Source organism: Chryseobacterium salviniae, from assembly GCF_035819015.1.
Lineage (GTDB): Bacteria > Bacteroidota > Bacteroidia > Flavobacteriales > Weeksellaceae > Chryseobacterium > Chryseobacterium salviniae.
The window spans coordinates 47,863-72,910 of record NZ_JAYLAA010000034.1 but is presented as its reverse complement, the minus strand read 5'-3'; the positions used below and the strand labels follow the sequence as shown (position 1 = coordinate 72,910).

22 protein-coding genes are annotated in these 25,048 nt (G+C 36.6%); 14 read left to right on the top strand and 8 right to left on the bottom strand.

The features are described from left to right. Together SOP96_RS08305 and SOP96_RS08300 are read right to left on the bottom strand one after the other, a co-directional pair. Positions 1-1,665 carry a peptidase domain-containing ABC transporter gene (locus SOP96_RS08305; RefSeq protein WP_326320519.1) on the bottom strand — a complete coding sequence of 555 codons (1,665 nt, stop codon included), beginning with the start codon at positions 1,663-1,665 and terminating at the stop codon, positions 1-3. Positions 1,666-1,675: 10 nt separating this feature from the next. Further along, positions 1,676-2,353, bottom strand: coding sequence for a TetR/AcrR family transcriptional regulator (locus tag SOP96_RS08300; protein WP_326320518.1), 678 nt, complete (start codon positions 2,351-2,353; stop codon positions 1,676-1,678). A gap of 365 nt (positions 2,354-2,718) precedes the next feature. Between SOP96_RS08300 and SOP96_RS08295 the strand changes: the two genes are divergently transcribed. The 8 genes from SOP96_RS08295 to SOP96_RS08260 all read left to right on the top strand — a co-directional run bounded on the left by SOP96_RS08295 (position 2,719) and on the right by SOP96_RS08260 (position 11,162). Further along, entirely contained in the window at positions 2,719-3,489 is a 771-nt protein-coding gene (locus SOP96_RS08295) for a carbonic anhydrase (RefSeq protein WP_326320517.1), read from the top strand. Between the two features lie 181 nt (positions 3,490-3,670). Continuing rightward, a complete protein-coding gene (locus SOP96_RS08290; protein ID WP_326320516.1) occupies positions 3,671-4,339 on the top strand; it encodes a hypothetical protein in 669 nt (222 codons plus the stop codon). Positions 4,340-4,458: 119 nt separating this feature from the next. Further along, the gene (locus SOP96_RS08285) at positions 4,459-5,106 is read left to right on the top strand and encodes a leucine-rich repeat domain-containing protein (protein ID WP_326320515.1); all 648 of its coding nucleotides are present in this window, start codon (positions 4,459-4,461) and stop codon (positions 5,104-5,106) included. A gap of 86 nt (positions 5,107-5,192) precedes the next feature. Then, positions 5,193-5,981: a DUF2490 domain-containing protein gene (locus tag SOP96_RS08280; RefSeq protein WP_326320514.1), complete on the top strand. Its 789-nt coding sequence runs from the start codon at positions 5,193-5,195 to the stop codon at positions 5,979-5,981. Positions 5,982-6,136: 155 nt separating this feature from the next. Continuing rightward, positions 6,137-7,060, top strand: a complete 924-nt coding sequence (locus tag SOP96_RS08275; protein WP_326320513.1) for an alpha/beta hydrolase — start codon at positions 6,137-6,139, stop codon at positions 7,058-7,060. Between the two features lie 110 nt (positions 7,061-7,170). Then, positions 7,171-8,361: an ADP-forming succinate--CoA ligase subunit beta gene (gene sucC / locus SOP96_RS08270; protein WP_283421793.1), complete on the top strand. Its 1,191-nt coding sequence runs from the start codon at positions 7,171-7,173 to the stop codon at positions 8,359-8,361. A 139-nt stretch (positions 8,362-8,500) separates the two neighbouring features. Next, positions 8,501-8,947 (top strand): hypothetical protein, encoded by a 447-nt coding sequence (locus SOP96_RS08265; RefSeq protein ID WP_326320512.1) that lies wholly within the window; start codon positions 8,501-8,503, stop codon positions 8,945-8,947. Between the two features lie 13 nt (positions 8,948-8,960). Next, entirely contained in the window at positions 8,961-11,162 is a 2,202-nt protein-coding gene (locus SOP96_RS08260) for a reprolysin-like metallopeptidase (RefSeq protein ID WP_326320511.1), read from the top strand. Positions 11,163-11,218: 56 nt separating this feature from the next. On the opposite strand, the gene SOP96_RS08255 is transcribed toward SOP96_RS08260, so the two are convergent. Next, entirely contained in the window at positions 11,219-12,091 is an 873-nt protein-coding gene (locus SOP96_RS08255) for a mechanosensitive ion channel family protein (protein ID WP_326320510.1), read from the bottom strand. A 95-nt stretch (positions 12,092-12,186) separates the two neighbouring features. Here SOP96_RS08255 and SOP96_RS08250 point away from each other — a divergent pair, with 95 nt between their 5' ends. Next, on the top strand, positions 12,187-12,822 hold the full coding sequence (locus SOP96_RS08250; protein ID WP_326320509.1) for a peroxiredoxin: 636 nt from the start codon (positions 12,187-12,189) through the stop codon (positions 12,820-12,822). A 106-nt stretch (positions 12,823-12,928) separates the two neighbouring features. On the opposite strand, the gene SOP96_RS08245 is transcribed toward SOP96_RS08250, so the two are convergent. From SOP96_RS08245 to SOP96_RS08235, 3 genes are all read right to left on the bottom strand, one after another. Beyond that, positions 12,929-13,525, bottom strand: coding sequence for a hypothetical protein (locus tag SOP96_RS08245; RefSeq protein WP_326320508.1), 597 nt, complete (start codon positions 13,523-13,525; stop codon positions 12,929-12,931). A gap of 142 nt (positions 13,526-13,667) precedes the next feature. Next, a complete protein-coding gene (locus SOP96_RS08240) occupies positions 13,668-14,183 on the bottom strand; it encodes a hypothetical protein (RefSeq protein WP_326320507.1) in 516 nt (171 codons plus the stop codon). Between the two features lie 82 nt (positions 14,184-14,265). Next, on the bottom strand, positions 14,266-16,539 hold the full coding sequence (locus SOP96_RS08235) for a TonB-dependent siderophore receptor (RefSeq protein ID WP_326320506.1): 2,274 nt from the start codon (positions 16,537-16,539) through the stop codon (positions 14,266-14,268). A gap of 166 nt (positions 16,540-16,705) precedes the next feature. On the opposite strand from SOP96_RS08235, the gene SOP96_RS08230 reads away from it, so the two are divergent. Continuing rightward, the gene (locus SOP96_RS08230; RefSeq protein WP_326320505.1) at positions 16,706-17,761 is read left to right on the top strand and encodes a Gfo/Idh/MocA family oxidoreductase; all 1,056 of its coding nucleotides are present in this window, start codon (positions 16,706-16,708) and stop codon (positions 17,759-17,761) included. An 83-nt stretch (positions 17,762-17,844) separates the two neighbouring features. On the opposite strand, the gene SOP96_RS08225 is transcribed toward SOP96_RS08230, so the two are convergent. Continuing rightward, positions 17,845-19,743 carry an ABC-F family ATP-binding cassette domain-containing protein gene (locus SOP96_RS08225; protein ID WP_326320504.1) on the bottom strand — a complete coding sequence of 633 codons (1,899 nt, stop codon included), beginning with the start codon at positions 19,741-19,743 and terminating at the stop codon, positions 17,845-17,847. A gap of 274 nt (positions 19,744-20,017) precedes the next feature. Between SOP96_RS08225 and SOP96_RS08220 the strand changes: the two genes are divergently transcribed. Together SOP96_RS08220 and SOP96_RS08215 are read left to right on the top strand one after the other, a co-directional pair. Further along, positions 20,018-20,533, top strand: coding sequence for a DUF1761 domain-containing protein (locus SOP96_RS08220; RefSeq protein WP_326320503.1), 516 nt, complete (start codon positions 20,018-20,020; stop codon positions 20,531-20,533). Positions 20,534-20,579: 46 nt separating this feature from the next. After that, entirely contained in the window at positions 20,580-21,806 is a 1,227-nt protein-coding gene (locus tag SOP96_RS08215; protein ID WP_326320502.1) for an 8-amino-7-oxononanoate synthase, read from the top strand. 19 nt (positions 21,807-21,825) lie between these two features. On the opposite strand, the gene SOP96_RS08210 is transcribed toward SOP96_RS08215, so the two are convergent. After that, the gene (locus tag SOP96_RS08210) at positions 21,826-22,689 is read right to left on the bottom strand and encodes a GH25 family lysozyme (protein WP_326320501.1); all 864 of its coding nucleotides are present in this window, start codon (positions 22,687-22,689) and stop codon (positions 21,826-21,828) included. A 66-nt stretch (positions 22,690-22,755) separates the two neighbouring features. On the opposite strand from SOP96_RS08210, the gene SOP96_RS08205 reads away from it, so the two are divergent. Then, a complete protein-coding gene (locus SOP96_RS08205; RefSeq protein ID WP_326320500.1) occupies positions 22,756-24,018 on the top strand; it encodes an NAD(P)/FAD-dependent oxidoreductase in 1,263 nt (420 codons plus the stop codon). Continuing rightward, a complete protein-coding gene (gene trmD / locus SOP96_RS08200; RefSeq protein WP_326320499.1) occupies positions 24,015-24,686 on the top strand; it encodes a tRNA (guanosine(37)-N1)-methyltransferase TrmD in 672 nt (223 codons plus the stop codon). Before SOP96_RS08205 ends, trmD begins: the two co-directional genes overlap by 4 nt. The last annotated feature ends 362 nt before the right edge of the window (positions 24,687-25,048 follow it).

Below are 25,048 nucleotides of genomic sequence, written 5' to 3'. Positions count from 1 at the left end.
TTAAGATATAGTTTTTAAGGTTCCGTTTTCTAAATGCAGATGATGATCTGCATAATCAAGAATCTCGGGGTTTTGAGAAACAATTACTATAGTGGTTTTGTGGCTGATGTCCTTAAGGTACTGCAGCATTTTATTCTTGAAAATGTCATTCATTCCGTCGATAGGATCTTCAAGGAGCAGTAATTTTTTATTCCCGATCAATGCGCGCAGGAGCAGAATCTTTTTCTTGGAACTGAATGAGATTTCAGGATCCGTTTCGCTTACCTCTGTAAAGAAACCGCTGGTAAACTGGCTGGATATATTTTCGGCACCAATTCTTTCTGATAATTCCAGGACATCTTCCATATTGATGTTTTCATTTCCCATAAGAATATTATCCTGAACATTTCCCTGGATCATTCTCATATCTTCCAGATAAACTCCCATTTCCATTCTGAGCTTTTCTTTATCTATATTTTTTAATGGAATTTTATTAAACAATACACTTCCCGCAGGCGGCTCATAGAAGCCGGCCATCATATTCAGCAAGAGTGATTTGCCTGATCCCAGCTCACCGGAAATTACCGTAATGGAATTCTCCCTGATGATACAATTGATATCCTGAAGGATGTGAACATTGCTGTTAAAATAGAAGTCTACATTTTTAAATTCAATCTCAATTCCTTCGTTTTGGTTAGAAAAAATAATCTCACCGTTTTTCTCTTCTGCAAGCTCAGTAACTTTGTTAAGTTTGGCAAGAGAAGCAATCACATCATAATAACTCTCTAAGCTTATGATAAGTTTTTCAACAGCAGCCATAATGCTTAGTACCACAATTTCCGTAGCGATAAATGCTCCGATATTGAGCTTTTGGTTCACAAGAAGGTAAGTACCGATTACCAGCATGGCCAGCGTAATAATTACTTTAAAAGCGATGATTGTTTTATATTGAATTTCCAGAACTTTGAAATGGGAAGTCCTGTGGTCAAGATAGCCTGTTACACGCTCGTCTATTCCTTTTAGGTGAATATCGGTTTCAGAATTAATTTTGAATGACTTTACAGATGCTGCCAAATCTTCTATCCATGCAGCAGTTTCATACTTTTTATCACTTTCTTCAATACTTGACTGAATCCCTTTTTCCATGGTGAAATTGAAAATAAGCACAACACTTAATACCACAAGAGCGCCGAAGATTAAAAACCAAGGGTGATAAAAGGATAACAAAAGAAGGCCGAATAAAATCTGTATCAACGCAGTAGGAATTTCCAATAAAATTTTTGAAATACCTTTCTGCAGGTTTTGAGTATCAAAAAAACGGTTAACGAGTTCCGGAAGATAGTATTTTCTTGTACTTGAAAGGTTTACTTTAGGGATCTTTTCGGTAAAGGCAACGGAAAATTCCACAAAAATTTTCTGCTGGATTTTTTCAATAATCTGCATTACTTTAAGCCTGAAATATCCTACAAGCCAGGTTCCTATGACGACAAAAATGATAAGAATATAAATTGATGTTGCCATGGTGGCCCCCATAACAAAACTGATAATAGATTGTATTCCCAGTGGAACGCTAAGCTGAACGAGGCCATTTAAGATGGCGTAGAAATAGATATTGGTAACGTCTTTTTTTTCCTTCGTTACATATTTGAAAAGATTGTAACCGTGTTGTTTAGAAGTGGTTTCCATCTGTGTGCTGTTATTTTATGAGATTAAAGGTAATAAAACGAAGATACTCTAAAACGTATTTTTTGTGTTCGGTTTTTGTAATGTGGTTATCGGTAAGCTTTGGCAGATGCTCGCTGAAAAATTGCTGGTCGTGGGCTGTTTCGAGTAAAGTACTGGCGAAAGATTTCGGATAAGGGAACTCTGGTTTTGCCTGAATAATTACTTCACCGAAAAAATTGCACAAACTCTTGAGCGGACTAAAAACCATTTCCTGATTGATTTCATCTACTTCTTTCACCAAGTAAGATTTGCTGCTTTCCGCAATAACAATGCTGTGAAGTTTGCTGAGATCATAATCTTCAATACTGTCTTGGGTAGTGTCATTATGCGTAATAATTTCCAGTATTTTTTCCATTTTTTTCAGAGGCTCCTTAATTTCCTGCAACCTCAGCTTTGAGATGAATTCAATATAAGACCAGTACCAGTTTAAGATGTACGTCAATAGTTTATGTTTGGAAGGGAAGTATCTGTATACCGTAGCTTCCGTAGAATTAATTTTATGTGCTAGTTTTTTAAAAGTAAAACTTTCAAACCCTGTTTCATAAATAAGTTCGATAGAATTTTGCACAATAGATTTCCCGAGCTCACTATTTTCCGGGTTTTTAAGATATAAGGTTTCGTTGACTTTAAATTTTACTTGGAATTCCATTTTCTATATTTTCTATATGAAGCGGTTGTGTTTTATTTTTTAGCAAAACTCATACCAAATATAAGTTTAATATTATTAATGATAGTAATACTATCTATTGGCATAGTGTTTGTTTTGTTTTTTATACTTAAAGTTATTTTTTATTAATCAACTTACTTTTCAACAAATTGTTGAAGTTATCATTACTAAACATCTTGTATGACGGTAATTTATTAATAGATTATGTAAAGGTTGGGATTGGGATATTTGTGTAAACAATATTTTATTGATTGCATGACATTATTTTCTCTGAATCGAAAATATAATTGACGTAAGACGGACTAGCCGAACACCGTATTAAAAAGTAGGCAAAAAACATTTACGAAATGAAAAAAATATTTATTGTACTCATTGCTTTTTTTGCATTCCAGACACAGGCTTTTGCACAGGTGAAAAAAACAGAAAAAAATAAAAAAGCCAAAATTACCGATTCTGTAAAATGGCGTGCTCAGCATTATATTGTTAATCGGGATTCTGCATACGCAGATCCAAGAATAGGACTGAAAAAACTGCAAGGCGGAAACAGGCGGTTTGTAGAAGGCAAAAGTATAAAGCCGCGCCAAAATTACGAAACCATAAAAAAGTTAGAGAACGGACAGGCACCTTTTGCTGTAATTGTGGGTTGCTCAGACAGCCGGGTGCCAAATGAAATGATTTTCGACCAGGGTTTAGGAGATTTGTTTATTATAAGAACTGCAGGTCAGGTTTCAGCAGCGGCATCCTATGGAAGCATGGAATTTGCCGTACTGAAATTAAAAACCAAACTGATCGTAGTACTGGGACATACAGAATGCGGCGCTGTTGCAGCCGCGGTTGAAAGGCCGGAAAACGTTCCGGGGCATATTGTTACTTTAATTAATGATATAAAACATGCGGCTGCCAAAAGTTCTCACCTGCATGGAGATCCTGTAAACAATGCCGTACGCCAGAATGTAATAGAGCAGGTAAACTCACTGCGCGATCTTGATCCAATCTTGCATAAAAAATATGTAGATGGCGAGATATTGATTGTAGGAGCTGTATATGACATTCATACAGGAAAAGTAGAGTTTTTAGAAGAAACCCTCTTAAATCTTCCAAAACCTAAAGCCAAATAATTACTTACAACTTTAGCGGGCTGGAGTTAGTTTTTTCATATCTGATTTTGCTTCATATACTTTTAAACAGCCCGCTTTTTAACTACTGCAATAAAAACTTTGGCAAACTGCCATTTGTCTATTTGAATTCAAAGTTTACTAAAGATTAAAAAACATATCAACAATTTTAAATAGTACAATTATGAAAAAAGCGAAATTATTTTTAGGAATTTTAGCATTATTAGCTATGATATATTCCTGCAACAAAGTAACTGAGAAAACTCCCACTCAGCCTGCTGAGAATGCAGCTCAGACCAGCGAAAAAGTACAGAAAGTAATAGATGAATTGGGATTGGTATATGTAGAAGAAGGAGCCCAGGATATTATTACTTACGATGAAGTGAATGCTGCGCAGCAAGCCTGGTGCGACGCATTGGTGAAAATAGGTAAAATAAAAGAAGAAGGGGGCGATTATAGAAAGTTTGCACAACAGGTGCTTTCTGATGCATATAATTATGATTATGGCAAAGTATTCTTCAAACCGACTTTGGCTTATGGAGATCAGACTTTCAGAAACGATAAAAAAGGAGCTTTGGCTTATTTTGTGGGCGGAGATCCCGATTATCCGAATGACAAAGGTTTTGCATTAAAACCTTGGGTAAAGGCAAGATATGATAATACAGGAAATGATAATCAGGGAATTCAGATTTACGGCTCGGTAGCCATTACGATGGGAAATGTCTGGGTAACCGATAAAGACGGCAACGAAATAATGGTGGATAAAACCTGGGTTTTCAGGAAAGGGAAAGACGGAAAACTGAGAATCATTGTTCATAAATCCTCATTGCCTTACAATCCGGAAGCAAAATAGACTTAAAAATTCAAATCCGGCTGGGAAACTACTTCTTATGCCGGATTTTGACAGGCAAGTATGAAAATCAGCCCCAATTGGTAAGCTTATTTAATGTGTTTAACATCAAAAAATATCCAATGAAAACATATCTATTTTTATTCATTTTTTTATGTATGAATATCCTTAACAAAGGTTTTGCACAAAATAAAATGGTAGCACAGGATGCGGAAACATATACCTCAATACAGGAAGCGCTCCGAAATCCCGAAAAAGTGAAAAGGCTTGATCTTAGTAATCAGAAAATTGATTTTCCAAAAGGATTCTGGTCTAAATTCAAAAATCTGGAATATCTGAGTCTGAAAAACGAAGGACTTGCGTTTTTACCTGAAGGAATTTCCGAACTCAAAAACCTGAAAATATTAGACGTCAGCGGAAACGATTTTAAAATCTTACCATCTGGCTTCACCAAGCTTATCAAACTGGAAGAGCTTTTCCTGAATGACGAAAAGAATATTGATCTTTCAAAAAATATAGACCTGCTCAGCAAAATGAAAAATTTAAAGGTGCTGCATATCGAAAATGACGGGCTCAAAAAGCTTCCTCCCAATTTCTGGAAGCTGAATTATCTGGAAACAGTGTATCTTAATGGTAATGAGCTTAAAGAATTCGATTTTCCAAAAGAAAAGATGAATAACCTTAAAAATATTTACCTCCGCAACAACCTTTTTATGCCCAGTGATATAGACCGACTCAACACCCAATACGGAACACTTTTGAGATTTTAAGGATCATCCTCACATAAAACTTATACAATTCAACGCTGAAAACTCTTATTATAAATAGCGGGCTTAAATCCCAACTAAAATAAAAAATGATGAAAATAAATGTATTTAAATTACAACTCCTCGCAGCAATGTTCATTTCCTTTTTTGCTGGTGCGCAAAACAATAGGATGAACACTTCCGAAAATATCGGCTGGTACAATTTCTTCGGAACGATCAGGCTTAATGATAAATGGGGGCTACATACAGAATACCAATGGCGTAGAGATAATTTCATTACAGACTGGCAGCAGAGTTTATTAAGGGTAGGAGTAAATTACCAGCTAAATCCCAGGATATTATTCCGCGTCGGATATGCTTGGATCGAAACTTTCCCTTACGGAGAAATTCCTATTAATGGTTTGGGAAGGGATTTTACCGAACACAGGATTTTTGAGATGGTGCAATTGTCACATAAAGAAGGGCTGGTAGATTTTTCTCACCGCTTCATGCTGGAACAGCGTTTCGTGGGGAGATACACTTCGTCGGAAGTAGCAACAGAAGACGATTTTCCTTTGCTGCACAGAATGCGGTACATGATTCGGTTTCAGATTCCTCTCAAGGGCAGGGAAATCAAGGATAAAACACCTTATGCAGCTTTGTATGATGAAATTTTCATCGGCTTTGGAAAAAATGTGAATGCCAATGTTTTTGATCAGAACAGGATCGGCGTTCTGCTGGGTTATCGTTTCGACAAAAATTTCAGGCTGGAAGCAGGATATCTCAATCAGATCGTGCAGTTCGGCAGGCAGATCAACGGGCAGAATATTTTTCAGAACAATCATGGCTTTATCATTAACGCCAATGTGACAATTGACGCAGGAAAGAAAAAAAATTAAATATGCTTTACGAACATGGAGAGCCTGTTTAAATAAAAACAATTTATTGATATTCGTTTCAATTTAGTTTACTGAAATTCTTCATATTAAATTTAAGAATAAAAATTATTTAGTAAAATTTAAACAGCTTCTTATATTTGTACAAATTGTAATAGATGCAAAAATTATTAATACTCTTTAGTTTATTCTTTTTATTAGTAAAACCCAAAGCGCAAATTCCAAAAGTGGTAAGCGGAAAAATTGAAAGAATAACAGCTTTTAAATCCCAATACGTAACGCCGAGAAACGTAGATGTCTGGCTTCCGGAAAACTATTCTGCTTCCCTGAAATATGCAGTGCTTTACATGCACGACGGCCAGATGCTGTATGACCCCGAAACAACCTGGAATAAACAGTCGTGGAATGTTGACGATGTTATTTCCCGACTTATTAAAAACGGTGAAATCCAGAATACCATTGTGGTGGGAATCTGGAACGACTCGAAACTAAGGCATTTTGATTATTTTCCCCAAAAGCCTTTTGAAAGCCTTACAGCAGCAGAAAAAGATACGGTGCGGTCACAATTAAAAAAAGCAGGAAGATCTGATCAGGTTTTTTCTCCCAATTCGGATAATTACCTGAAATTTTTGGTGAAAGAACTTAAACCTTTTATTGATAAAAATTATTCAACCTATAAAAACAGGGAACATACTTTTATTGCCGGAAGCAGCATGGGAGGCCTGATCTCTATGTATGCCATCTGTGAATATCCTGAAATATTTGGCGGCGCAGCCTGCCTTTCAACACACTGGCCGGGTACTTTCACTATTGATAATAATCCTTTTCCTGATTCGGTTTTAAAATATCTGAGTGAAAACCTTCCCAATCCTAAAAACCATACCATCTATTTCGACTGCGGCGATCAGACGCTGGATGCGCTGTATCCTGATATTCAGAAAAAAGCAGACCAGATTATGGCAAAAGCAGGCTTTACGGATGCCAATTGGAAAACCCTGTATTTTCCCGGAGAAAACCACAGCGAAGAGGCCTGGAATAAAAGACTGGCGATCCCTCTTGAGTTCCTGCTGAAGAAAAAATAGCAGATTTTGTAATAAACTGACTTTAAACATCAATAAAATACTTTCCTGCCTTGTTCATTTTTATTAAATTTGTCAACCTTTAAATATTAAAATAAAATAATAAAAATAATATGAATCTTCACGAGTATCAATCAAAAGAGATTTTATCAAAGTATGGAGTAGCTATCCAACGTGGTTTCGTTGCAAACAACGTAGATGAAGCTGTAGCTGCCGCTGAAAAGCTAACTGCAGAAACCGGAGCTCAGGGATGGGTGGTGAAAGCACAGATTCACGCTGGTGGCCGTGGTAAAGGAGGCGGTGTAAAGTTTTCTCCGAATATGGATAAGCTTAAAGAAAACGCTCAGAACATCATCGGAATGCAGCTTGTAACTCCACAGACTTCTGCTGAAGGTAAAAAAGTAAACTCTGTGTTGGTAGCTGAGGATGTATATTATCCGGGAGAGACTGAAACAAAAGAATTTTATGTTTCTATCCTTTTAGACAGAGCTGAAGGTAAAAATACCGTAGTGTACTCTACAGAAGGAGGTATGGATATTGAGCATGTTGCAGAAGTAACGCCACACCTTATCCACAAAGAAATTATTGATCCTGCTTTAGGACTACAGGGTTTCCAGGCAAGAAAGATTGCTTTCAACCTTGGCCTTGAAGGAAATGCTTTCAAAGAATTCGTAAAATTCATCACTTCTTTATACAATGCTTATACGGGAATTGATGCTTCTCTTTTCGAGATCAACCCTGTTTTGAAAACATCTGACAATAAAATCATTGCAGTAGACGCAAAAGTAACGCTTGATGACAACTCATTATTCCGTCACAAAGACTTAGCTGAGCTTAGAGATACGAGAGAAGAAGATCCAATGGATGTTGAAGCTGGTGAAGCAGGTCTTAACTTTGTAAAATTAGACGGTAACGTTGCTTGTATGGTAAACGGAGCGGGTCTTGCCATGGCAACTATGGATATCATCAAATTATCCGGGGGTAATCCTGCCAACTTCCTTGACGTGGGAGGTACTGCGGATGCTCAAAGAGTACAGACGGCTTTCGGAATTATTTTAAGAGACCCGAACGTAAAAGCAATCCTAATCAATATCTTCGGAGGTATCGTAAGATGCGACAGAGTTGCCCAGGGAGTTGTAGATGCTTACAAAGCGATGGGAAGCCTTCCTGTTCCTTTGATCGTAAGATTACAGGGAACAAACGCTGTTGAGGCCAAGCAATTAATTGATGACTCCGGTCTTCCGGTTCACTCTGCAATCACTCTTGAAGAAGCAGCCAATAAAGTAAAAGAAGTTTTAGCATAAGCTAACAATTTCGTGAAATATACAAACCGTTTCATTTTTTGGAACGGTTTTTATATGCTTATTGTATTCTGAAAGTAATTCAACAAAAACTAAAAAGAAATACCACAAAATCATTATATTTACAATAAAGGATTTTAGAATGAGACTGTTAGTTTACTTTTTTCTCTTTTTATTTCTTAGCTGTCGGTCTCAGGTTGGCGTAGATAGTCCCATGCATGAAAGACAAATCTCATTCGAAGACAAAAATCATTACCCGTTTGCCATAGTTTCAGAGAACTTTTTAATCATTGACACCCAGGAAAAGATGGATGAGGTTTTTGCAATTATACACCAGAAAAACAGCGGTAGCAGATACTCTCCAATTCCTGCCGTTATTGAAACTGAAACATACCTTATCATTAAGCCACCGTTAAGAAACTCTAATGATGTGCTGATTAATTCGGTATCCATTCAAAAGAATGAGCTTTATGTCAAAATAAAGGAATTTCAAAATCCGGATTTGAATAAGACCAGCAGGATTTCACCTAATATCTTATTAAAGTTAAATGAGAAATTAGACATAAAAAAAGTTACCATTCAATACTAATATACAATCTAATATGAAAAGTAAAACATTTATCTTCTCGTGCTTACTGATCGCAGCACAGGCTTTTGGCCAGCAAAATTATTGGTCAAAGCTGAAAGACCCAAAAATCACCAGGGAAAATCTCAATCCGAGATGGACAACTCCGAATACTTTTTCTCTGTATTCTGCCGATTTGGAAAAAATAAAAGCAGATCTTAAAAAAGCGCCACAGCGTTTTTCCGGAAATGAAAATCTTGTAATGAAGTTTCCGGATTCAGATGGTAATATTCAGAATTACATCGTTCAGGAAGCTTCCGTAATGGAGCCCGAGCTGCAGGCAAAATTTCCTGAAATAAGATCATATACAGGCTGGCAGAAAAATCATCCTGAGAATACAATCCGTTTCAGTGTAACTCCTTCAGCAGGAATCAGTGTGATGTATTTTGATAATTGGGAAGTCAGCTATCTGGACAGCTACACCAAAGACAATTCTGCATTTATTTTATATAAAAGGAAAGATTTACCAGCAAACAACCGTCTTTTCGAATGTCATATCGAAGATGAATTGGATGAACTAAAAAACAGCCCATCTGCAAACAAAGCGCCTTTGGTTTCCGATGGACAGTTCAGGACATACAGGCTTGCGCTTTCTGCAACGGGAGAATACACTACCTTTCACGGAGGAACTGTTAATGCGGCAATGGCTGCTATGGTTACTACAATGACCCGCGTAAACGGAATTTATGAAAAAACAATTTCTACTACAATGGTTATGGTGGCAAACAACAATCAGCTCATCTATACCAATGCTTCCACAGATCCTTTTAGCAATGGAAATCCGGGTGCAATGATTAACGAGAATCAAACGAATACCACAAACATTATAGGCTCTTCCAACTATGATATCGGTCATGTTTTCGGAACTAACAGCGGAGGTCTGGCCGGATTGGGAGTTGTATGTGTTTCATCCTCTAAAGCGAGAGGAGTTACAGGTTCCGGAGCGCCAATCGGTGATCCTTTTGATATTGATTATGTAGCCCATGAAATAGGGCATCAGTTTGGTGCAAATCATACTTTCAGGGCTTCCAGTGGTTCGTGCAACGGGAATTTTAACAATGCCACAGCTTATGAACCGGGCAGCGGGAGTACCATCATGGCTTATGCAGGTATCTGCGGAGCGAATAATAATGTTCAAAATAATAGCGATGCCTATTTTCATGCGGCAAGTATCCTGGAAATGTATGCCGTTCTGCAAAGGCCTTCGGACTGCGCAAGCAAAATATCCAATGGAAATGGTGTTCCTACCGCAGATGCGGGAGCCGATTACACAATTCCTAACGGAACTGCATTTATCTTAACAGGAACCGGAACAGATCCTAACGGAGATGCTTTAACTTATTTGTGGGAGCAGTATGATAATACCAACAACACACAGCCTCCTGTATCCACGGCAACTGTAGGGCCGGTTTACCGCTCTTTGACTCCTAAAACTTCTCCTTCGAGATATTTTCCTGTACTAAGTTCTGTCTTAGCCAATAATCTTGTTCCCAAATGGGAAGTTACTCCTAGTGTAGCCAGGACTTTGAATTTTTCACTTGTGGTGAATGATAATAAGGCAACAGGAAATCAGGCTGCAAGAGATGTTATGACGGTTACCGTTACCAATGACGGGCCGTTTATTGTTACTTCACAAGGGCTTGCAGGCGAAACTTATTCCGGAAACGCAAGCATTCCTGTAACCTGGAATGTGGCAGGAACAAATACCGGAGCGATCAACACGCAAAATGTAAGCATCCTTTTATCCAAAGACGGAGGGCTTACATTTAATACAGTTCTCGCAGCAAGTGTACCGAACAACGGTTCTGCCAATGTAACATTGCCTAATGAAAATGTTGTTTCCGCAAGAATTATGGTAAAAGCAGTTAATAATATTTATTACGCGCTTAATAATTCATCATTCTCAATTACGCAGGTTCTTTCAACTGCTGAAGCTGATGTAAGGAGCCTGTCCATTTATCCGAATCCTTCTCATGATGTGGTAAATATCAGATTAAAAAATGCTTCTCAAAAAGCAGAGTATAATTTGTATGATGCTTCCGGAAGACTGGTTCAGACGGGAAGCTTCAAAGGAACTGCCCAGGTAAATGTAAGCAATTTGATGAATGGAAATTATGTGATTTCTTTAATCCTTGAGAATGGTGAAAAGATATCGGAAAAGTTAATTATTAAAAAATAACACATTTATCAATATAAGACAAAAGCAATCTCAAAAAGGTTGCTTTTTTTATGGATTTATTTGCTGGTAATATTGCCGGTGCCGGCAATATTTATAGTTGTGGGAGTGGCAAGCTGAATTCCCTCAGAATCCAGTCTTTTCTTGATTTCAGAATAAGCAATACTTTTCAGCAGCAGCATATCTGCCCCAACAACCATCGGAAACTTAACCTGAAGATTGAAAATGCCCTGTTTCAGATCGGTGAGAATTGCTGTTGCGCTTTCCGGATTATCCACATTTTCAAGGCTGCGTACTACTTCAAGAACAGTTTCTTGAGCCTTCTCAACATCCTGATCTGCCGGAATTTCAAAATTCAGGAATATTTTTCGCTGCGGAGAAGCAGAGAAATTATAAAAAGGAGAATTGAAAATGACCTGATTAGGAATGTATACTTTCTTTCCGTCATCGGCTATGACTTTTGTGGTGAGGAAGCCGATTTCGATAACCGTTCCAGAATTATTTCCTATCGTTACGTAATCACCTACTTTAAAAGCTTTATCGATGCCAATAAGCATGCCTGAGAATATACTGGAAACTAAATCCTTCAATGCAACCCCCGCAATAACCCCTGCAACCCCCAGACTTCCTATAAACTTCCATAAAAATCCGCTGAAGCCCATGATTTCAAGCGCAATAAATGTTCCCATTAACATAATCAGGAAACGAAATATGCCGATGAGGGTTATTAAAGAACTTTCTTTTTTACTTTTTGGAAAAAGCTTGTGAAATATTTTAACCGAAATTAAGCTTAAATATTTACTGGTAAGTAGAAATAAAGTAAATACAATAATCCCGACAATAAGTTTTGGCGTAATTTCCGCAAACTTCAGATACCAGTTTTCAAGAACATTATAAACAACATCAATATAGCTTAAACCGCTTTTCTGCATGATACAATTTTTAAAATAATTACAATTTTTTAAACAAAAATTTTGCCAGTTCCAAAAACTCTACTAAATTTGTAGACTAATAAGAGCAAAATATTATGTCAATAAAACTAGGAGATACAGCACCAGACTTTCAGGCGGAAACGTCTTTGGGAGATATAAATTTTTATGAGTATTTAGGAGATTCCTGGGGAATATTGTTTTCTCACCCGGCAGATTATACACCGGTCTGCACAACGGAATTGGGATTTACCTCAAAACTTAAATCGGAATTTGATAAGCGGGGAACCAAGGTAATCGCTTTAAGCATAGATGGAGTAGAAGATCACCAGAACTGGATCAAAGATATTAATGAAACCCAGGAAACGGAGGTACAGTTCCCGATCATTGCAGATAAAGACCGTAAAATTTCCGAGCTGTATGATTTTATTCACCCGAATGCTTCGGCTACGGCTACGGTAAGATCGCTCCTGATTATTGACCCTGAGAAAAAAGTAAGGCTGATAATTACATACCCGGCTTCCACCGGAAGGAATTTTAATGAAATCCTGAGAGTGCTGGATTCTCTTCAGCTTTCAGACTCCCATAAAGTGGCAACACCTGTAAATTGGAATGATGGAGATGATGTAATTGTACCGCCAAGCATTTCAACCGAAGACGCAAAGAAGATATTCCCAAAAGGCGTAAGAGAGATAAAGCCGTATCTGAGATATACGCCCCAACCGAATACATGATTTATTTGATTTTTTATAGTTTAGTTTTAATTTGTACGAAAATCGCCGCGGAAAGAATTTCCGTGGCGATTTCATTTTTACGTGTATATAGTGTGTGAAGTGATTCTTATTGAGCCGAAACATCATTAGCTACTTGTTTAGCTCTTGATGTTGGAATGTAGATACTGAAACCTACGTTAAAGCTAATTCTTGAAGTAAGTCCTTCATTTCCAAAACCTGTAACACCATTATATTTAACTAAACCTTCAAGACCAATATTTGGTGTAATGAAATAGGAATACCCAGGTCCGAATCCAAAGTCTAAACCTGTAGTAGAAATACCATTTTCAACATTGAACCCTCCAACTCCAACGTTTCCTTCTAGGAAGAATCGGCCGTGGTTAAGAAGATTGTCAACTCCTTTTTCTCCAGGGGAAAGGAAATAACGTCCTAATGCACCAACACCATAATCAAACTGAGTAGATTCACCAGCTCCGGGTTTAGAAAAACCTAAAGTTACATATCCTCCCAACGCAACATTATCTTCAATAAAATATGCAGCTCTTGGTTGAAGCTTAATATCATATCCTGCTCCCGTGTTTAGTCCGAAGTTGCTGGAAAGTAATGTACTTCCAACCATCCAGTTTCCTTTTTGAATTTGTGCATTCATGGTTGTAGCCAAACCTGCTACTGCTAGTATTCCTGATAAAATTAGCTTTTTCATAATTTATTATTTAAATGTTATGTTTATCATTTGTGGTTTCTGAAAAACAATAAATGTGCCAACTAATCAATGTTTGGTGAATTTGACAGCTTAGGTTAAAATTTTAAAAAGAATAAAATTGTGGTATGTAATTTTTACCAAATTATAATAACAATAAGATAATAGATACCACCAGTCCGGCCACTGTAAAAATCATTCCGCGTTTGAAAGCTTTTGTTTTCGGATTGAACATCCAGAAGCTTGAAATCACAAAAAAGAATAATGAGATTCCGAAGAAAGTGTTTAACGGAGATAATGTGTCTTTGGATTGTGCTTTATGAAGTTTTGTCATTTTATCCAAAACGAATGGCAGTTCCTTTTTCGAGTATTTTGCCTGTCCGGTTGCCGCATCATAAGTTCCCTGCTTAAATTTCAAAATAGTTCCTTCTTTTTTTTCAACTTCGAAATTTTTTATTTTAAGCTCTTTGCCAAGCGCTTTTTCATCAAGATTTTTCTCAATTACCTTGTCGTACTTTTTCTCTTTTTTAAGAAAATCGGTATCCCTGTACACCAGCAAAACGCCGCTTACTGCGTACACTGCCATGATACCGGCAAGAAAATAGCCCAGGTAACGGTGGGTAATCCTCATGAAACTTCTTGTGTCTTTAATCTTATCCATACTATCGTTTTTGTTTTAAATTTCAAAGTGGAAACTGCAAAAATGCAATTCCCACTTTCTATGAAAAAATAATATTAGTCTTTTAAAGTTTATAGGTTAATGTGAAATAGTAATTTCTTGGCGTAATTGGGTTTACCGAATAGTTTTCGTGAACATTATAATTTACCACGTCAAACAGGTTTCCCACTCTTCCCTGGATCATGAACTTTTTCCATTCGTAGCCTACAGATAATGAAACTGTTGTGTAGTCTTTCAGATCAAACATTCTGCTTACATTGTTTCTGCTTATGCTTGTAGATTTTGTATCATTCCAGCCTGCAATTCTGTCACCGATATAATAAATCCCGGCTCCAACTTTCAGCCCTTTTACATAATTGGTGAATTTGTAAAAAACAGAAGCGTTTGCTGTTGTTGCCGGTGTCCTTACCAATCTTTGATTTTCAACGTACCCTTTTTCCGGAGTATCGATATAAACAGAATTATTATAAGAGAACCCTCCGATTATGGAAAGATTTTCTGTAGGATTTCCGGTGATGTCCAATTCCACACCACGGCTTCTCATTTTTCCTGCAAATTCTTTCAGGTTGGTATCTGTAGAATTTACAGGTGCTCCGTTTGGTCCGGCAAACCAATAAGTCTGGTAATAATTATTGTACATAATTTGATAGGCAGTCAGATTGACCCCTAAAGCATTATTCCAGAAATTCTTTTTTACCCCTACTTCGTACTGATCAACAGTTGTAGGTTTTATGCTTTGTCTTGATAATCCTGCTAACTGATTTTGAACTTGTGTAACAGACTGGTTGGTATTAACTGTTCCAAACTGATCTGACGTATATCCTGAATTCGAAACAAAAGAGTTTGTGTAAGTTGCAAAAACGGAAAGATCTTCATTAGGTGCGTAAACCAAACCTACCTTAGGAGAAAATGCATTGTCGGAAGTTGATGAATTGTCCACTTCAAACTTCTCATTGGTTGTAAAGCGTGTTGTAAGAGTCGGCATATTTTCAACATATGACCATCTTAATCCTGCAATAACTTTGAATTGTTTGGTAAGGCTGATGAAATCCTGAGCATATAATCCAATTCTTCTTGTATTGATTCTGTTTTTTGTAGTAAGTGTTGAAGCCGGCATATCAATACTTCCCCATGTAGACGGATCGTCTAAAAACAAAATATTTATAGGTGCAGTTACATTATAACTATAAGAATCTGCCTGATTGTAATCTGCGTCTGAGCCAATCAATACTTTATGGTTAATTTTTCCGGTATTAAATTCTCCGTTCAGATTTACCTGCGCAGAGGTATAATTCTGCTCATTATATGTTTTACCGAAAGGTCTTTTCCAGGATAATCTGTCAGGATCTACCGCTTTATCATATATCCACTGAACTCTTTCTGAAGAAAAATAATCTCTTGTATAATTTTGATAAGCTGCAGTGGCATTCAAAGACCATTTTTCATTGAATTGATGGTTGAAAGTTACGTTTGTTGATACCTGCTCTACATTTTGATATTGCCAGTCTGTTCCAAAGAAAACGTTTCTGGAAACAGAGTCATTTAATCGGTAGCTCTGATCTTTATTAGTAATTGAACCAAGACCGAAATCAGGAGTGAAATCATTTTTAAGATAATCTGCTTCAACAATCAATTGTGATTTGTCACTCAGATTGAATAAAAATGATGGATTAAAATAATACTTTTCAGATTGTACAACATCTCTGAAGCTTTCTGCATATTCATAAGTTCCGTTTACTCTGAAAGCAATATTCTTTGAAAGTGGTCCGTAAATATCAACTAAAGGCTTATAAGAGTTCCAGCTTCCGGCATTCATTCCTACGCTTCCGCCGAAATTAAATTTTGGTTTTTTTGTAATCATGTTGATAACGCCACCGGCTGCTGTATTTCCGTACAGCATGGCATTTGCGCCTTTAAGAACTTCAACTCTTTCAAGACCGCTTACTTCAGGAAAAATACCGCTGTTTATTCGGGAGCCATTCTTGAAAATATTGTCATTTCCCAATATGAATCCGCGGCCACCAAAACTATCTTGGGAATTTCCTCTAGAAGAAGTGATGTAAATACCATTAACGTTTTGAAGCACATCACTCAATTGCTTTGCCTGTTGCTGCTCAATAATTTCATGCGTTACAATGGCAATAGGTTGTGGTGTTTCCATTATCGTAAGATTAGACTTTGTAGATAATGGTCTGGCTTTGTTAGGGTTTCCTGTTTTATGAAGATTCACATCCTCAATAGTCTGGATCCTAACGGTGTCAGCTTCAGTGTTTTTCATTTGTGCATTCAGAGATACGGCTGTGAATAATATCCCCAAAGTTACCAGCTGTTTTTTCATTATAGTAGATGCTTATTTATATTGAATTTAAATAAGTGCAAAAGTATATTATTATTTAGAATTAATAAAAATTAAGAAGTGATTTTTATCATTTTTTTAAATATTATGATTCATCATTTAATAAACAAATTGAACGTTTATCAATAACTTTGGTAAAAAATAAATTATGCAATTGGTAAAAACAGGACTTTGTGCGTTCGGAATGAGCGGAAAAATATTTCATGCACCTTTTTTAAAAGAACATCCCGGATTTTTTCTGTCAGCTATCGTAGAAAGAAACAGAGAAGAATCTAAAGAAAAATATCCGGACGCAACCATTTATCGTTCGGTAGAAGAAATGCTGAAAGATGCGGATATAGAATTGGTTGTAGTGAACACACCGGTGCAGACTCATTTTGAATATGTAAAAATGGCTTTGGAAGCCGGAAAAAATGTAATTGTTGAAAAGCCTTTTACGGTAAATGTTAAGGAAGCTGAAACGCTGGTAACACTTGCCGAAGAAAAAAGCCTCTTCCTGAGCGTGTACCAAAACAGAAGGTTTGACCGCGATTATCTGCAGGTGCAGAAAATTATGAATGAAGGGAAACTGGGAAATATTAAAGAAGCAGAAATTCGTTTCGACAGGTTCCGTACAGAACCCAGCGGAAAAGCGCATAAAGAAAATCCTGATGCTACAGGTTCGGGTGCGCTGCATGATCTCGGATCGCATCTGATAGATCAGGCAACCCAATATTTTGGAATGCCGGAAAAATTATTTGCCGATGTATTTTCCATGAAAGGAAAAGAATTTGCCAATGATTATTTTGAAATTATTTTATTCTATCAGAATGACTTGAGAGTAAGATTGAAATCTTCAGTATTTACAAAAGAGGCGCATTATGCTTATTCCTTACACGGAGAAAAAGGAAGCTTCCTGCAGGAAAGAACGGATAACCAGGAAAATGAACTGGCAGCAGGAGCCGTTCCTGAATATGGCAATGATTGGGCGCAACCTCTCAAAGAACCGGACGGAATTCTCAATGTTGTAAATGAAAAAAAGAAAACCGAAAGAATTCTTACTTCCAGCGAGCCCGGAAATTATATGAATTATTATCAGCAGATTTATGAATTCATGGTTTTTGGATATGCATTGCCTTCACCGGCAGAAGAAATCATCAGAAATATGAAAATTATTGACGCCGCACTGGAGAGTTCAAATACGGAAAAAATAGTTTACTTATAGAAAGTTTTAGAGTTGTAGTGTTTTAGAGTGGAAGTGTCTTGTTTTGTAAACACTTTTACTCTAAAACGCTCTCACTCTCAGATCTATAACCCTTCTCCCAGGATTTCCTGCAGTTCAAGCCATCTCATTTCATGATTCTCTAGTCTTTCAGAAATATTTTCGAGATCAGCAGACAGTTTTGAAATTTTCTCATAATCAGATTCATTATTAAGCTCATCAAGAATTTTTTTGCGCTGTTCTTCAAGTCCGGGTATTTCTTTTTCGATAGTTTCGAGTTCGCGCTGTTCTTTGAAGGAAAGCTTTTTCTTTTTCGTATTTGATGAATCAGAAATTGTTGAAATGTTTTCTTTTGAAGGCTCTGGCTTTTGCACCATCTTTTCCCCAGAATCTTCTTTATCCTTAGCTTCTCTGTATTCCGAAAAATTTCCTATAAAATCTTTAATTTTTCCTTCTCCTTCAAATGCAAGGATGTGATCTACGATCCGGTCCATAAAATATCTGTCGTGAGAAACAATGATTAAAGAGCCCTGAAACTGCTGCAGGAAGTTTTCAAGAACGGTTAAAGTAGGAAGATCAAGATCATTGGTAGGCTCATCAAAAATCAGGAAATTGGGATTTTGATATAAAATATACATCAGGTGAAGTCTCCTTTTTTCACCACCTGAAAGCTTTGAAATAGGAGAATACTGCGTTTGATCGTCAAATAAAAACAACCTCAAAAATTGCGATGCTGAGAGGCTTTTTCCATTAGCAAGAGGATAATATTCAGCAACTTCTTTAATGAAGTCAATCACTCTTTCATCCTCTTTATAAGTAAGTCCTTTTTGCGAAAAATATCCGAAATGAATGGTTTCTCCGGTTTCAATTTCGCCTTTGTCCGCTTTTTCGAATCCCTGGATAATATTTAAAAGCGTAGATTTTCCTGCTCCGTTTTTTCCTACAATTCCTATTTTTTCGCCTCGCTGAAAGGAATAACTGAAATCTTTTAACAACACTTTGTTCCCGAAACTTTTATCAATATGTTTAAGTTCGAGAATTTTATTGCCGAGCCTTTTCATCTCAAAATCAAGCTCAAGGCCTTGTTTTCTGGTATCTGTTTTGGCAACCTTTTCGGTTTCAAAAAAGGCATCAATTCTGGATTTTGATTTTGTGGTTCTGGCTTTCGGCTGGCGGCGCATCCATTCCAATTCTTTTCGGTAAAGGTTATTGGCCTTGTCGATGGTCGCATTAAGATTGTCTTCCCGGATCATCTTATTTTCCAGATAAGTAGCATAAGAACCATTGTGAACATACAGGTTTTTATCTTCCATTTCCCAGATCATATCGCATACGCCGTCCAGGAAATACCTGTCGTGGGTTACCAAAAGAAGGGTGATTTTTGCCTTATTTAAATAGTTTTCGAGCCATTCTACCATTTCCACATCGAGGTGGTTGGTAGGCTCATCCATGATTAATAAAGTATGGCGGTGTTCTGCACGTGTTTCTGTTAAAAGTTTTGCCAGCGCAACTCTTTTAATCTGTCCTCCGGAAAGCGTTCCCATTTTGGCATCAAGATCGGTGATTTTAAGCTGGGAAAGAATCTGCTTCATTTCGTTTTCCAGATCCCATGCTTTATGAGCTTCCATTCCTGCCAGTGCTTTTTCAATAAAATCGTGGTCGGTGGAATGAAGGGATTTATGATAATCTTTTAATGCTAAAATAGGTTCAGAATCCAGTGTCATCATGAATTCATCTATCGTAAGATCCGGGTTGAAGTCAATCTCCTGGTCAAAGAGAACCACCTGAATATCTTTGTTGATGATTACTGTTCCGCTGTCCGCAATCTCTTTCCCCATTAAAATTTTCAACAGCGTAGATTTTCCGCTTCCGTTTTTGGCAACAATGGCAATTTTGTCGCCTTCATTAATGTGAAAGGAAATATTTTCAAACAAAACTTTAATCCCGTAAGATTTAGTGAGGTTCTCTGCAGAAACGTAATTCATGAAGTAATACTTTAATTAGCTAAAAAATGAGCAGCAAAAGTACAAAAATTAAAAGCATAAAACTTTTACCTTGAAGCGAGATAATTTTTTTATGAGCCTTAAAGTTTCATAAAATTTAAATTAATAATTAATAAGTGTAATTTTTATAATATTTTTCATAAAACGGGTGGTTTTTTATTGTGTTTGATTTAAATCGATATTTTTTTTAATGGTAATGTGCTTTGAATTGATTTTTATTGTAAATTCATGATTGTAACTATAAAAAAATATAACGATGGTGGAAATCAACTTTTGGGCAGTTTTAGCCGCTTCACTTATTCCTCTTCTTACAGGTTTTATTTGGTATCATCCGAAAGTTTTCGGAACCGTCTGGATGAAAGAAGCCGGATTGTCTCAGGAAAAATTGAAAGGACAAATGGTAGGTGTATTTATCTTTACCATTATTTTGTCATTATTTGCAGCCTATTTTCTTCACTTTGTAATCATTCACCAGTTTGGTGCTCTCGGCATGATTGGTGGTGATGAAATGAATGCCAATGAATCTTACCATGCTTTTATGAAAGATTACGGAATGGCTTACAGATCTTTTGGCCACGGTGCTTTGCATTCTTTTATGACCGGTTTGATGTTTGTATTTCCTGTTGTTGCCATTAATGCGATGTTCGAAAGAAAATCCTGGAAGTACACCATGATTAATACGGGATACTGGACACTTACAATTACCATTATGGGCGGAATTATCTGCGGATGGTACGCCCTAGACGGCTTTTATTGGGTAACACAAAAATAATTGCAAAGGGATTGAAATATAAGGCTACTTTTGCGTAGCCTTTTTTATGTTATATCATTTAAAAATATACAAATCAGACAAAGATTTTCCGGAAAGCTGGCCTTCAACGGTCGGGAAGCATAATGTCATGCTTTCTGAAGAATATTTTCGTGCACTACTTGCTTCGTTGCCTTCCAATATGGAATGTTTCGTGGTAGGTTTTTTTAAAAAAAACGAACTGGTAGGCGGTGCTTTATTTCAGTATATCGATTTCATTGGATTTAAAAAGTTAATAAACAATGCATCGGGATTGAATATTAAAAACTTATTTGCAGCCATTCTTATTAAGGATGTTATGATTCTTGGAAATAATATGCTCACCGGGCAGAACGGATTTTATTTTGATTTATCTAAAGTTTCAGTTGAAGATATTCTGATGCTTTTACATCAAGCTGTTGATACAATGCAGTGCGAAGTCAGGAAAACATCTTTAATTATTTTTAAAGATTACCGTAAAGATTTTGCAGAACAATTTACAGGGAAGGAATATAAATCCTACTTCCGGTTTGCCGTACAGCCAAACATGAAATTGAAGATAAGAGAAAGCTGGAAAATGTTTGATGATTATGTTAACGATTTTACAAAAAAATACAGATCAAGAGTACGAACAGCAAAAAAGAGACTCCAAAGCATTGAAAAACGGGAGCTGGATTTAGATTCGGTAAAAAAATACCAGCAGGAAATGAACGACCTCTATCATCATATAGCAGATAACGCCTCATTCAACACATTTTTCCTGGCTGAAAATCATTTCGAAAAAATGAAGGAAAACATGGCGGAAAAATTTAAAATTTTTGGCTATTTTTCAGGAGAAGCACTCGTAGGGTTCTATACTTTGCTTATCAATAATAATGATGTTGATACTTATTTTTTAGGATATCACAAAGAGCTTCAGAAAGAAAAGCAGATCTATCTCAATATGCTGTTGGATATGGTTGAATTTGGTATTATCCACCAATTTGAAAACATTGTTTTCGGAAGAACAGCCTTAGAAATTAAATCTACCATCGGAGCTGAGCCGACTGAAATTTTCGGTCTGATTAAGCATCATCATTTCATGATTAATCCTTTCATTAAATTTCTTTTCCCTTTCATTTCTCCAAAAACAGAATGGATTCAAAGGAGGCCGTTTAAGCGATTCTTAAATCTGGTTTTCACAATCACCTCAATTTTTGTATCAATAGGGACGGGCTTTAGCCCGTTTACAAAATATAATTTTTCCAGTTGGCTTTAGCCCAAGTTTAAAAATAAAATTAATCCAGGGTAAGCCTTTTTAAAGACCACGAGCTTCCATTGTAAATATCCAGATCCACTTTGGTTTTGATTCCGTGAACGATTCCGTTTTCAGTAAACTGCCAGAAATCCCATTCCGGATCGGGTGAAGGAGCAGGAACATCATTGTAATTCGCCAGCCAAAGCGGATAGCCCTCAAACTCACCTTTCAGAAAATCTTTATAATAATGATAATATGTATAGATAATAGGTTTTTTTCCATAAGCTTTCTCTACAATCCTGCACCAGACTTTAAGATCTTCAACGAGTTTTTCATTGGTTTTACGTTTTGGGATTTTTTCAATATCAAGAATAGGAGGGAGGTCGCCGCTTTCCAGTTTTACATTTTCGAGAAAATTATTAGCCTGCCGTACAGGATCTTCATCAGCTCTGTAAAAATGATACGCACCACGGATAAGTTCCCGTTTTTTCGCCATTTCCCAAAAATAATCAAAATGTTTATCTGCATTGCGGTTTCCCATCGTTGCGCGCATCACGACAAATTCCAAAGGAATTGTCCTGTTGGCGATGCTCAGGCTGTCCCAGTTAATATCTTCCTTATTCTGATAATGGGAGATGTCGAAACCGTATGTTTTGTCGAGGTTGTCAGAAATGATTTTCTGTATTCTTGCCGTTTCTGTCTCCGTATTGCGAAGCTTTCGGTGTACAGATTTACTAAAGTACATAGCATAATAATAGCTTACCGTCTTTTTTAGATAAAAACCAGTCCCTACCAAAGCAATAAAGAGAATGGCCAACAACACTTTTCGTCGGAAAGAATAATTCTTCCGGCGAGATGCATGAATCTTTTTGGCGGTTTTTTTGCTGTACTTTTGATGTGGCATAAAGTTTTACAAAACTAACTTTTTTCACTGCCAAATGCTAAAATAAAATCAGTAAATTTGTGTACTATGGAAACACGCGAAAAGATCATCATCATAGGAGGAGGTTTTGCGGGGCTGCAACTTGCAAAAGCATTAAATAATAAAAATAAAAAAGTACTTGTTTTAGACCGGGTAAACCATCATATGTTCCAGCCTCTTTTCTATCAGGTAGCGTGCGGAAGGATTGAGCCTTCCAATATTTCCTTTCCGTTCAGGAAAATTTTCCAGCGTTCCAGAAATACACAGTTCCGGCTTACAGAGGTGAAAGAAATTGATACCGCCAACAATAAAGTGATTACAGACGAAGCAGAATTTAGCTATGATAAACTTGTAATCGCTACAGGATGTAAAACCAACTTCTTTGGAAATAAAGATCTTGAAAGTAAGGCTTTCGGAATGAAAAATACCCAGGAAGCCATCAGTATCAGGAATCATGTTTTGATGACATTTGAAAAGCTGATTCTGGAAAAAAGCCGTAGTGACGATGGAAACTGGAATATCGTCATTGTAGGTAGCGGACCGACCGGGGTGGAGCTTGCAGGGGCTTTTGCCGAAATGAAGAAAGAAATTCTTCCGAGAGATTATCCGTACATGAACTTCAACCATCTTGAGATTATTTTAGTAAGCTCTACGGAAAAACCTCTTGCCGTAATGAGCACCGAAGCACAAAATAAATCTGAAGAATATTTGAAAGATCTCGGCGTTACATTTTTAAGTCAGGAATACGTTACCGATTATGATGGCGATAAAGTCTACATGAAAAGTGGAAAAACAATTCCTTCCAATAATGTAATCTGGGCAGCCGGCGTCACAGGAAATGTTGTTAATGGCTTTCCACAGGAAAAATTAATCCGGAACAGATATATTACCGACCGGTACAATAAAATAAAAGGTTACGACAATATCTTTGCTATAGGGGATATTGCTTATATGGAAACTCCGAAATATCCTCAGGGACATCCTCAGGTGGCAAATGTAGCAATTACCCAGGCGAAAAATTTAGGTAAAAACCTTCTCAGAAAAAATGCCGCCGACTGGAAAGAATACGAATATGAAGATAAAGGATCTCTGGCTACAATTGGAAAGCACAGAGCGGTTGTAGATCTTCCTTTCATAAAATTTCAGGGATTTCTGGCCTGGTTTTTCTGGATGTTTCTACATTTAATGTTAATTTTGAGCGTCAGAAATAAGCTCGCTGTATTCTTCAACTGGATGTGGAGCTATTTCAACAAAGATTCTTCCTTGCGATTAATCATTTCGCCCAATAAGAAAAACGAAACATTACAATGAGAATTGATATCATAAGTGTGCTTCCGGAACTCATGGAAAGCCCTTTTAAAACATCTATTTTAAAAAGAGCCATGGATAAAGGTCTGGTGGAAGTACATTTTCACCACCTTAGAGACTGGGCAATCAATAAACACAGACAAATTGATGATGAGCCATATGGCGGCGGAGCCGGAATGGTAATGATGGTAGAACCGCTGGATCAATGTATTTCTGAATTAAAATCTCAAAGAGAATATGATGAAGTGATCTATCTTACGCCGGACGGCGTTACCTTAAACCAGAAAATTGCCAATACGCTTTCCATCAAAAAGAATCTTATCTTTTTATGTGGCCATTATAAGGGAATCGACCAGCGTGTAAGAGATCTTCATATCACCAAAGAAATTTCTATTGGAGATTATGTGCTTACCGGTGGCGAACTTGCTGCTTGTGTTCTTGCGGATTCTGTAATCCGCCTGCTTCCCGGTGTTTTGAATGATGAGCAAAGTGCCCTTACAGACAGTTTTCAGGATGATCTTCTTTCTCCTCCCATTTACACAAGGCCTGAAGTTTATAAAGGCCTGGAAGTGCCAAAAATTCTTCTAAGCGGAAATTTTGCAAAGATTGAAGAATGGCGCCACGATGAAGCTGTAAGAATTACCAAAGAAAAGCGTCCGGATTTACTTTAAAAAATCAGAATTATAGAATTTCTTACGGTTTAATTGTTGAATAATAGTTTCAAAACTTAATATCGGAATATTATTTGTTTTAAATTTAATTAAAGTTTAAAAAAATAATTATATTTAAATTTTTGGAGTATTTAATTCGTATTTAGTGTAATGTTGTGTATTAATTTTTTTTCAAAATTGTAACGTTCAATAGACCAATGTTAATAATTTTAATTTTTAATTGTTTTTAAATTTAAATTTTTTATTGTATTTTATTTATGTAAATATAAAATTCGTGTAAAAATTTTATTAAATAATTAATGATTTATTAAATAAAATGATAAATTTACATCCTGAAAGTTAAAATGTAAATTTTAATAATT

Coding starts and splice junctions, on each gene's coding strand:
- SOP96_RS08305 (WP_326320519.1), bottom strand. CDS start 1,665: ATGGAAACCACTTCTAAACAACACGGTTACAATCTTTTCAAATATGTA.
- SOP96_RS08300 (WP_326320518.1), bottom strand. CDS start 2,353: ATGGAATTCCAAGTAAAATTTAAAGTCAACGAAACCTTATATCTTAAA.
- SOP96_RS08295 (WP_326320517.1), top strand. CDS start 2,719: ATGAAAAAAATATTTATTGTACTCATTGCTTTTTTTGCATTCCAGACA.
- SOP96_RS08290 (WP_326320516.1), top strand. CDS start 3,671: ATGAAAAAAGCGAAATTATTTTTAGGAATTTTAGCATTATTAGCTATG.
- SOP96_RS08285 (WP_326320515.1), top strand. CDS start 4,459: ATGAAAACATATCTATTTTTATTCATTTTTTTATGTATGAATATCCTT.
- SOP96_RS08280 (WP_326320514.1), top strand. CDS start 5,193: ATGATGAAAATAAATGTATTTAAATTACAACTCCTCGCAGCAATGTTC.
- SOP96_RS08275 (WP_326320513.1), top strand. CDS start 6,137: ATGCAAAAATTATTAATACTCTTTAGTTTATTCTTTTTATTAGTAAAA.
- sucC (WP_283421793.1), top strand. CDS start 7,171: ATGAATCTTCACGAGTATCAATCAAAAGAGATTTTATCAAAGTATGGA.
- SOP96_RS08265 (WP_326320512.1), top strand. CDS start 8,501: ATGAGACTGTTAGTTTACTTTTTTCTCTTTTTATTTCTTAGCTGTCGG.
- SOP96_RS08260 (WP_326320511.1), top strand. CDS start 8,961: ATGAAAAGTAAAACATTTATCTTCTCGTGCTTACTGATCGCAGCACAG.
- SOP96_RS08255 (WP_326320510.1), bottom strand. CDS start 12,091: ATGCAGAAAAGCGGTTTAAGCTATATTGATGTTGTTTATAATGTTCTT.
- SOP96_RS08250 (WP_326320509.1), top strand. CDS start 12,187: ATGTCAATAAAACTAGGAGATACAGCACCAGACTTTCAGGCGGAAACG.
- SOP96_RS08245 (WP_326320508.1), bottom strand. CDS start 13,525: ATGAAAAAGCTAATTTTATCAGGAATACTAGCAGTAGCAGGTTTGGCT.
- SOP96_RS08240 (WP_326320507.1), bottom strand. CDS start 14,183: ATGGATAAGATTAAAGACACAAGAAGTTTCATGAGGATTACCCACCGT.
- SOP96_RS08235 (WP_326320506.1), bottom strand. CDS start 16,539: ATGAAAAAACAGCTGGTAACTTTGGGGATATTATTCACAGCCGTATCT.
- SOP96_RS08230 (WP_326320505.1), top strand. CDS start 16,706: ATGCAATTGGTAAAAACAGGACTTTGTGCGTTCGGAATGAGCGGAAAA.
- SOP96_RS08225 (WP_326320504.1), bottom strand. CDS start 19,743: ATGAATTACGTTTCTGCAGAGAACCTCACTAAATCTTACGGGATTAAA.
- SOP96_RS08220 (WP_326320503.1), top strand. CDS start 20,018: ATGGTGGAAATCAACTTTTGGGCAGTTTTAGCCGCTTCACTTATTCCT.
- SOP96_RS08215 (WP_326320502.1), top strand. CDS start 20,580: ATGTTATATCATTTAAAAATATACAAATCAGACAAAGATTTTCCGGAA.
- SOP96_RS08210 (WP_326320501.1), bottom strand. CDS start 22,689: ATGCCACATCAAAAGTACAGCAAAAAAACCGCCAAAAAGATTCATGCA.
- SOP96_RS08205 (WP_326320500.1), top strand. CDS start 22,756: ATGGAAACACGCGAAAAGATCATCATCATAGGAGGAGGTTTTGCGGGG.
- trmD (WP_326320499.1), top strand. CDS start 24,015: ATGAGAATTGATATCATAAGTGTGCTTCCGGAACTCATGGAAAGCCCT.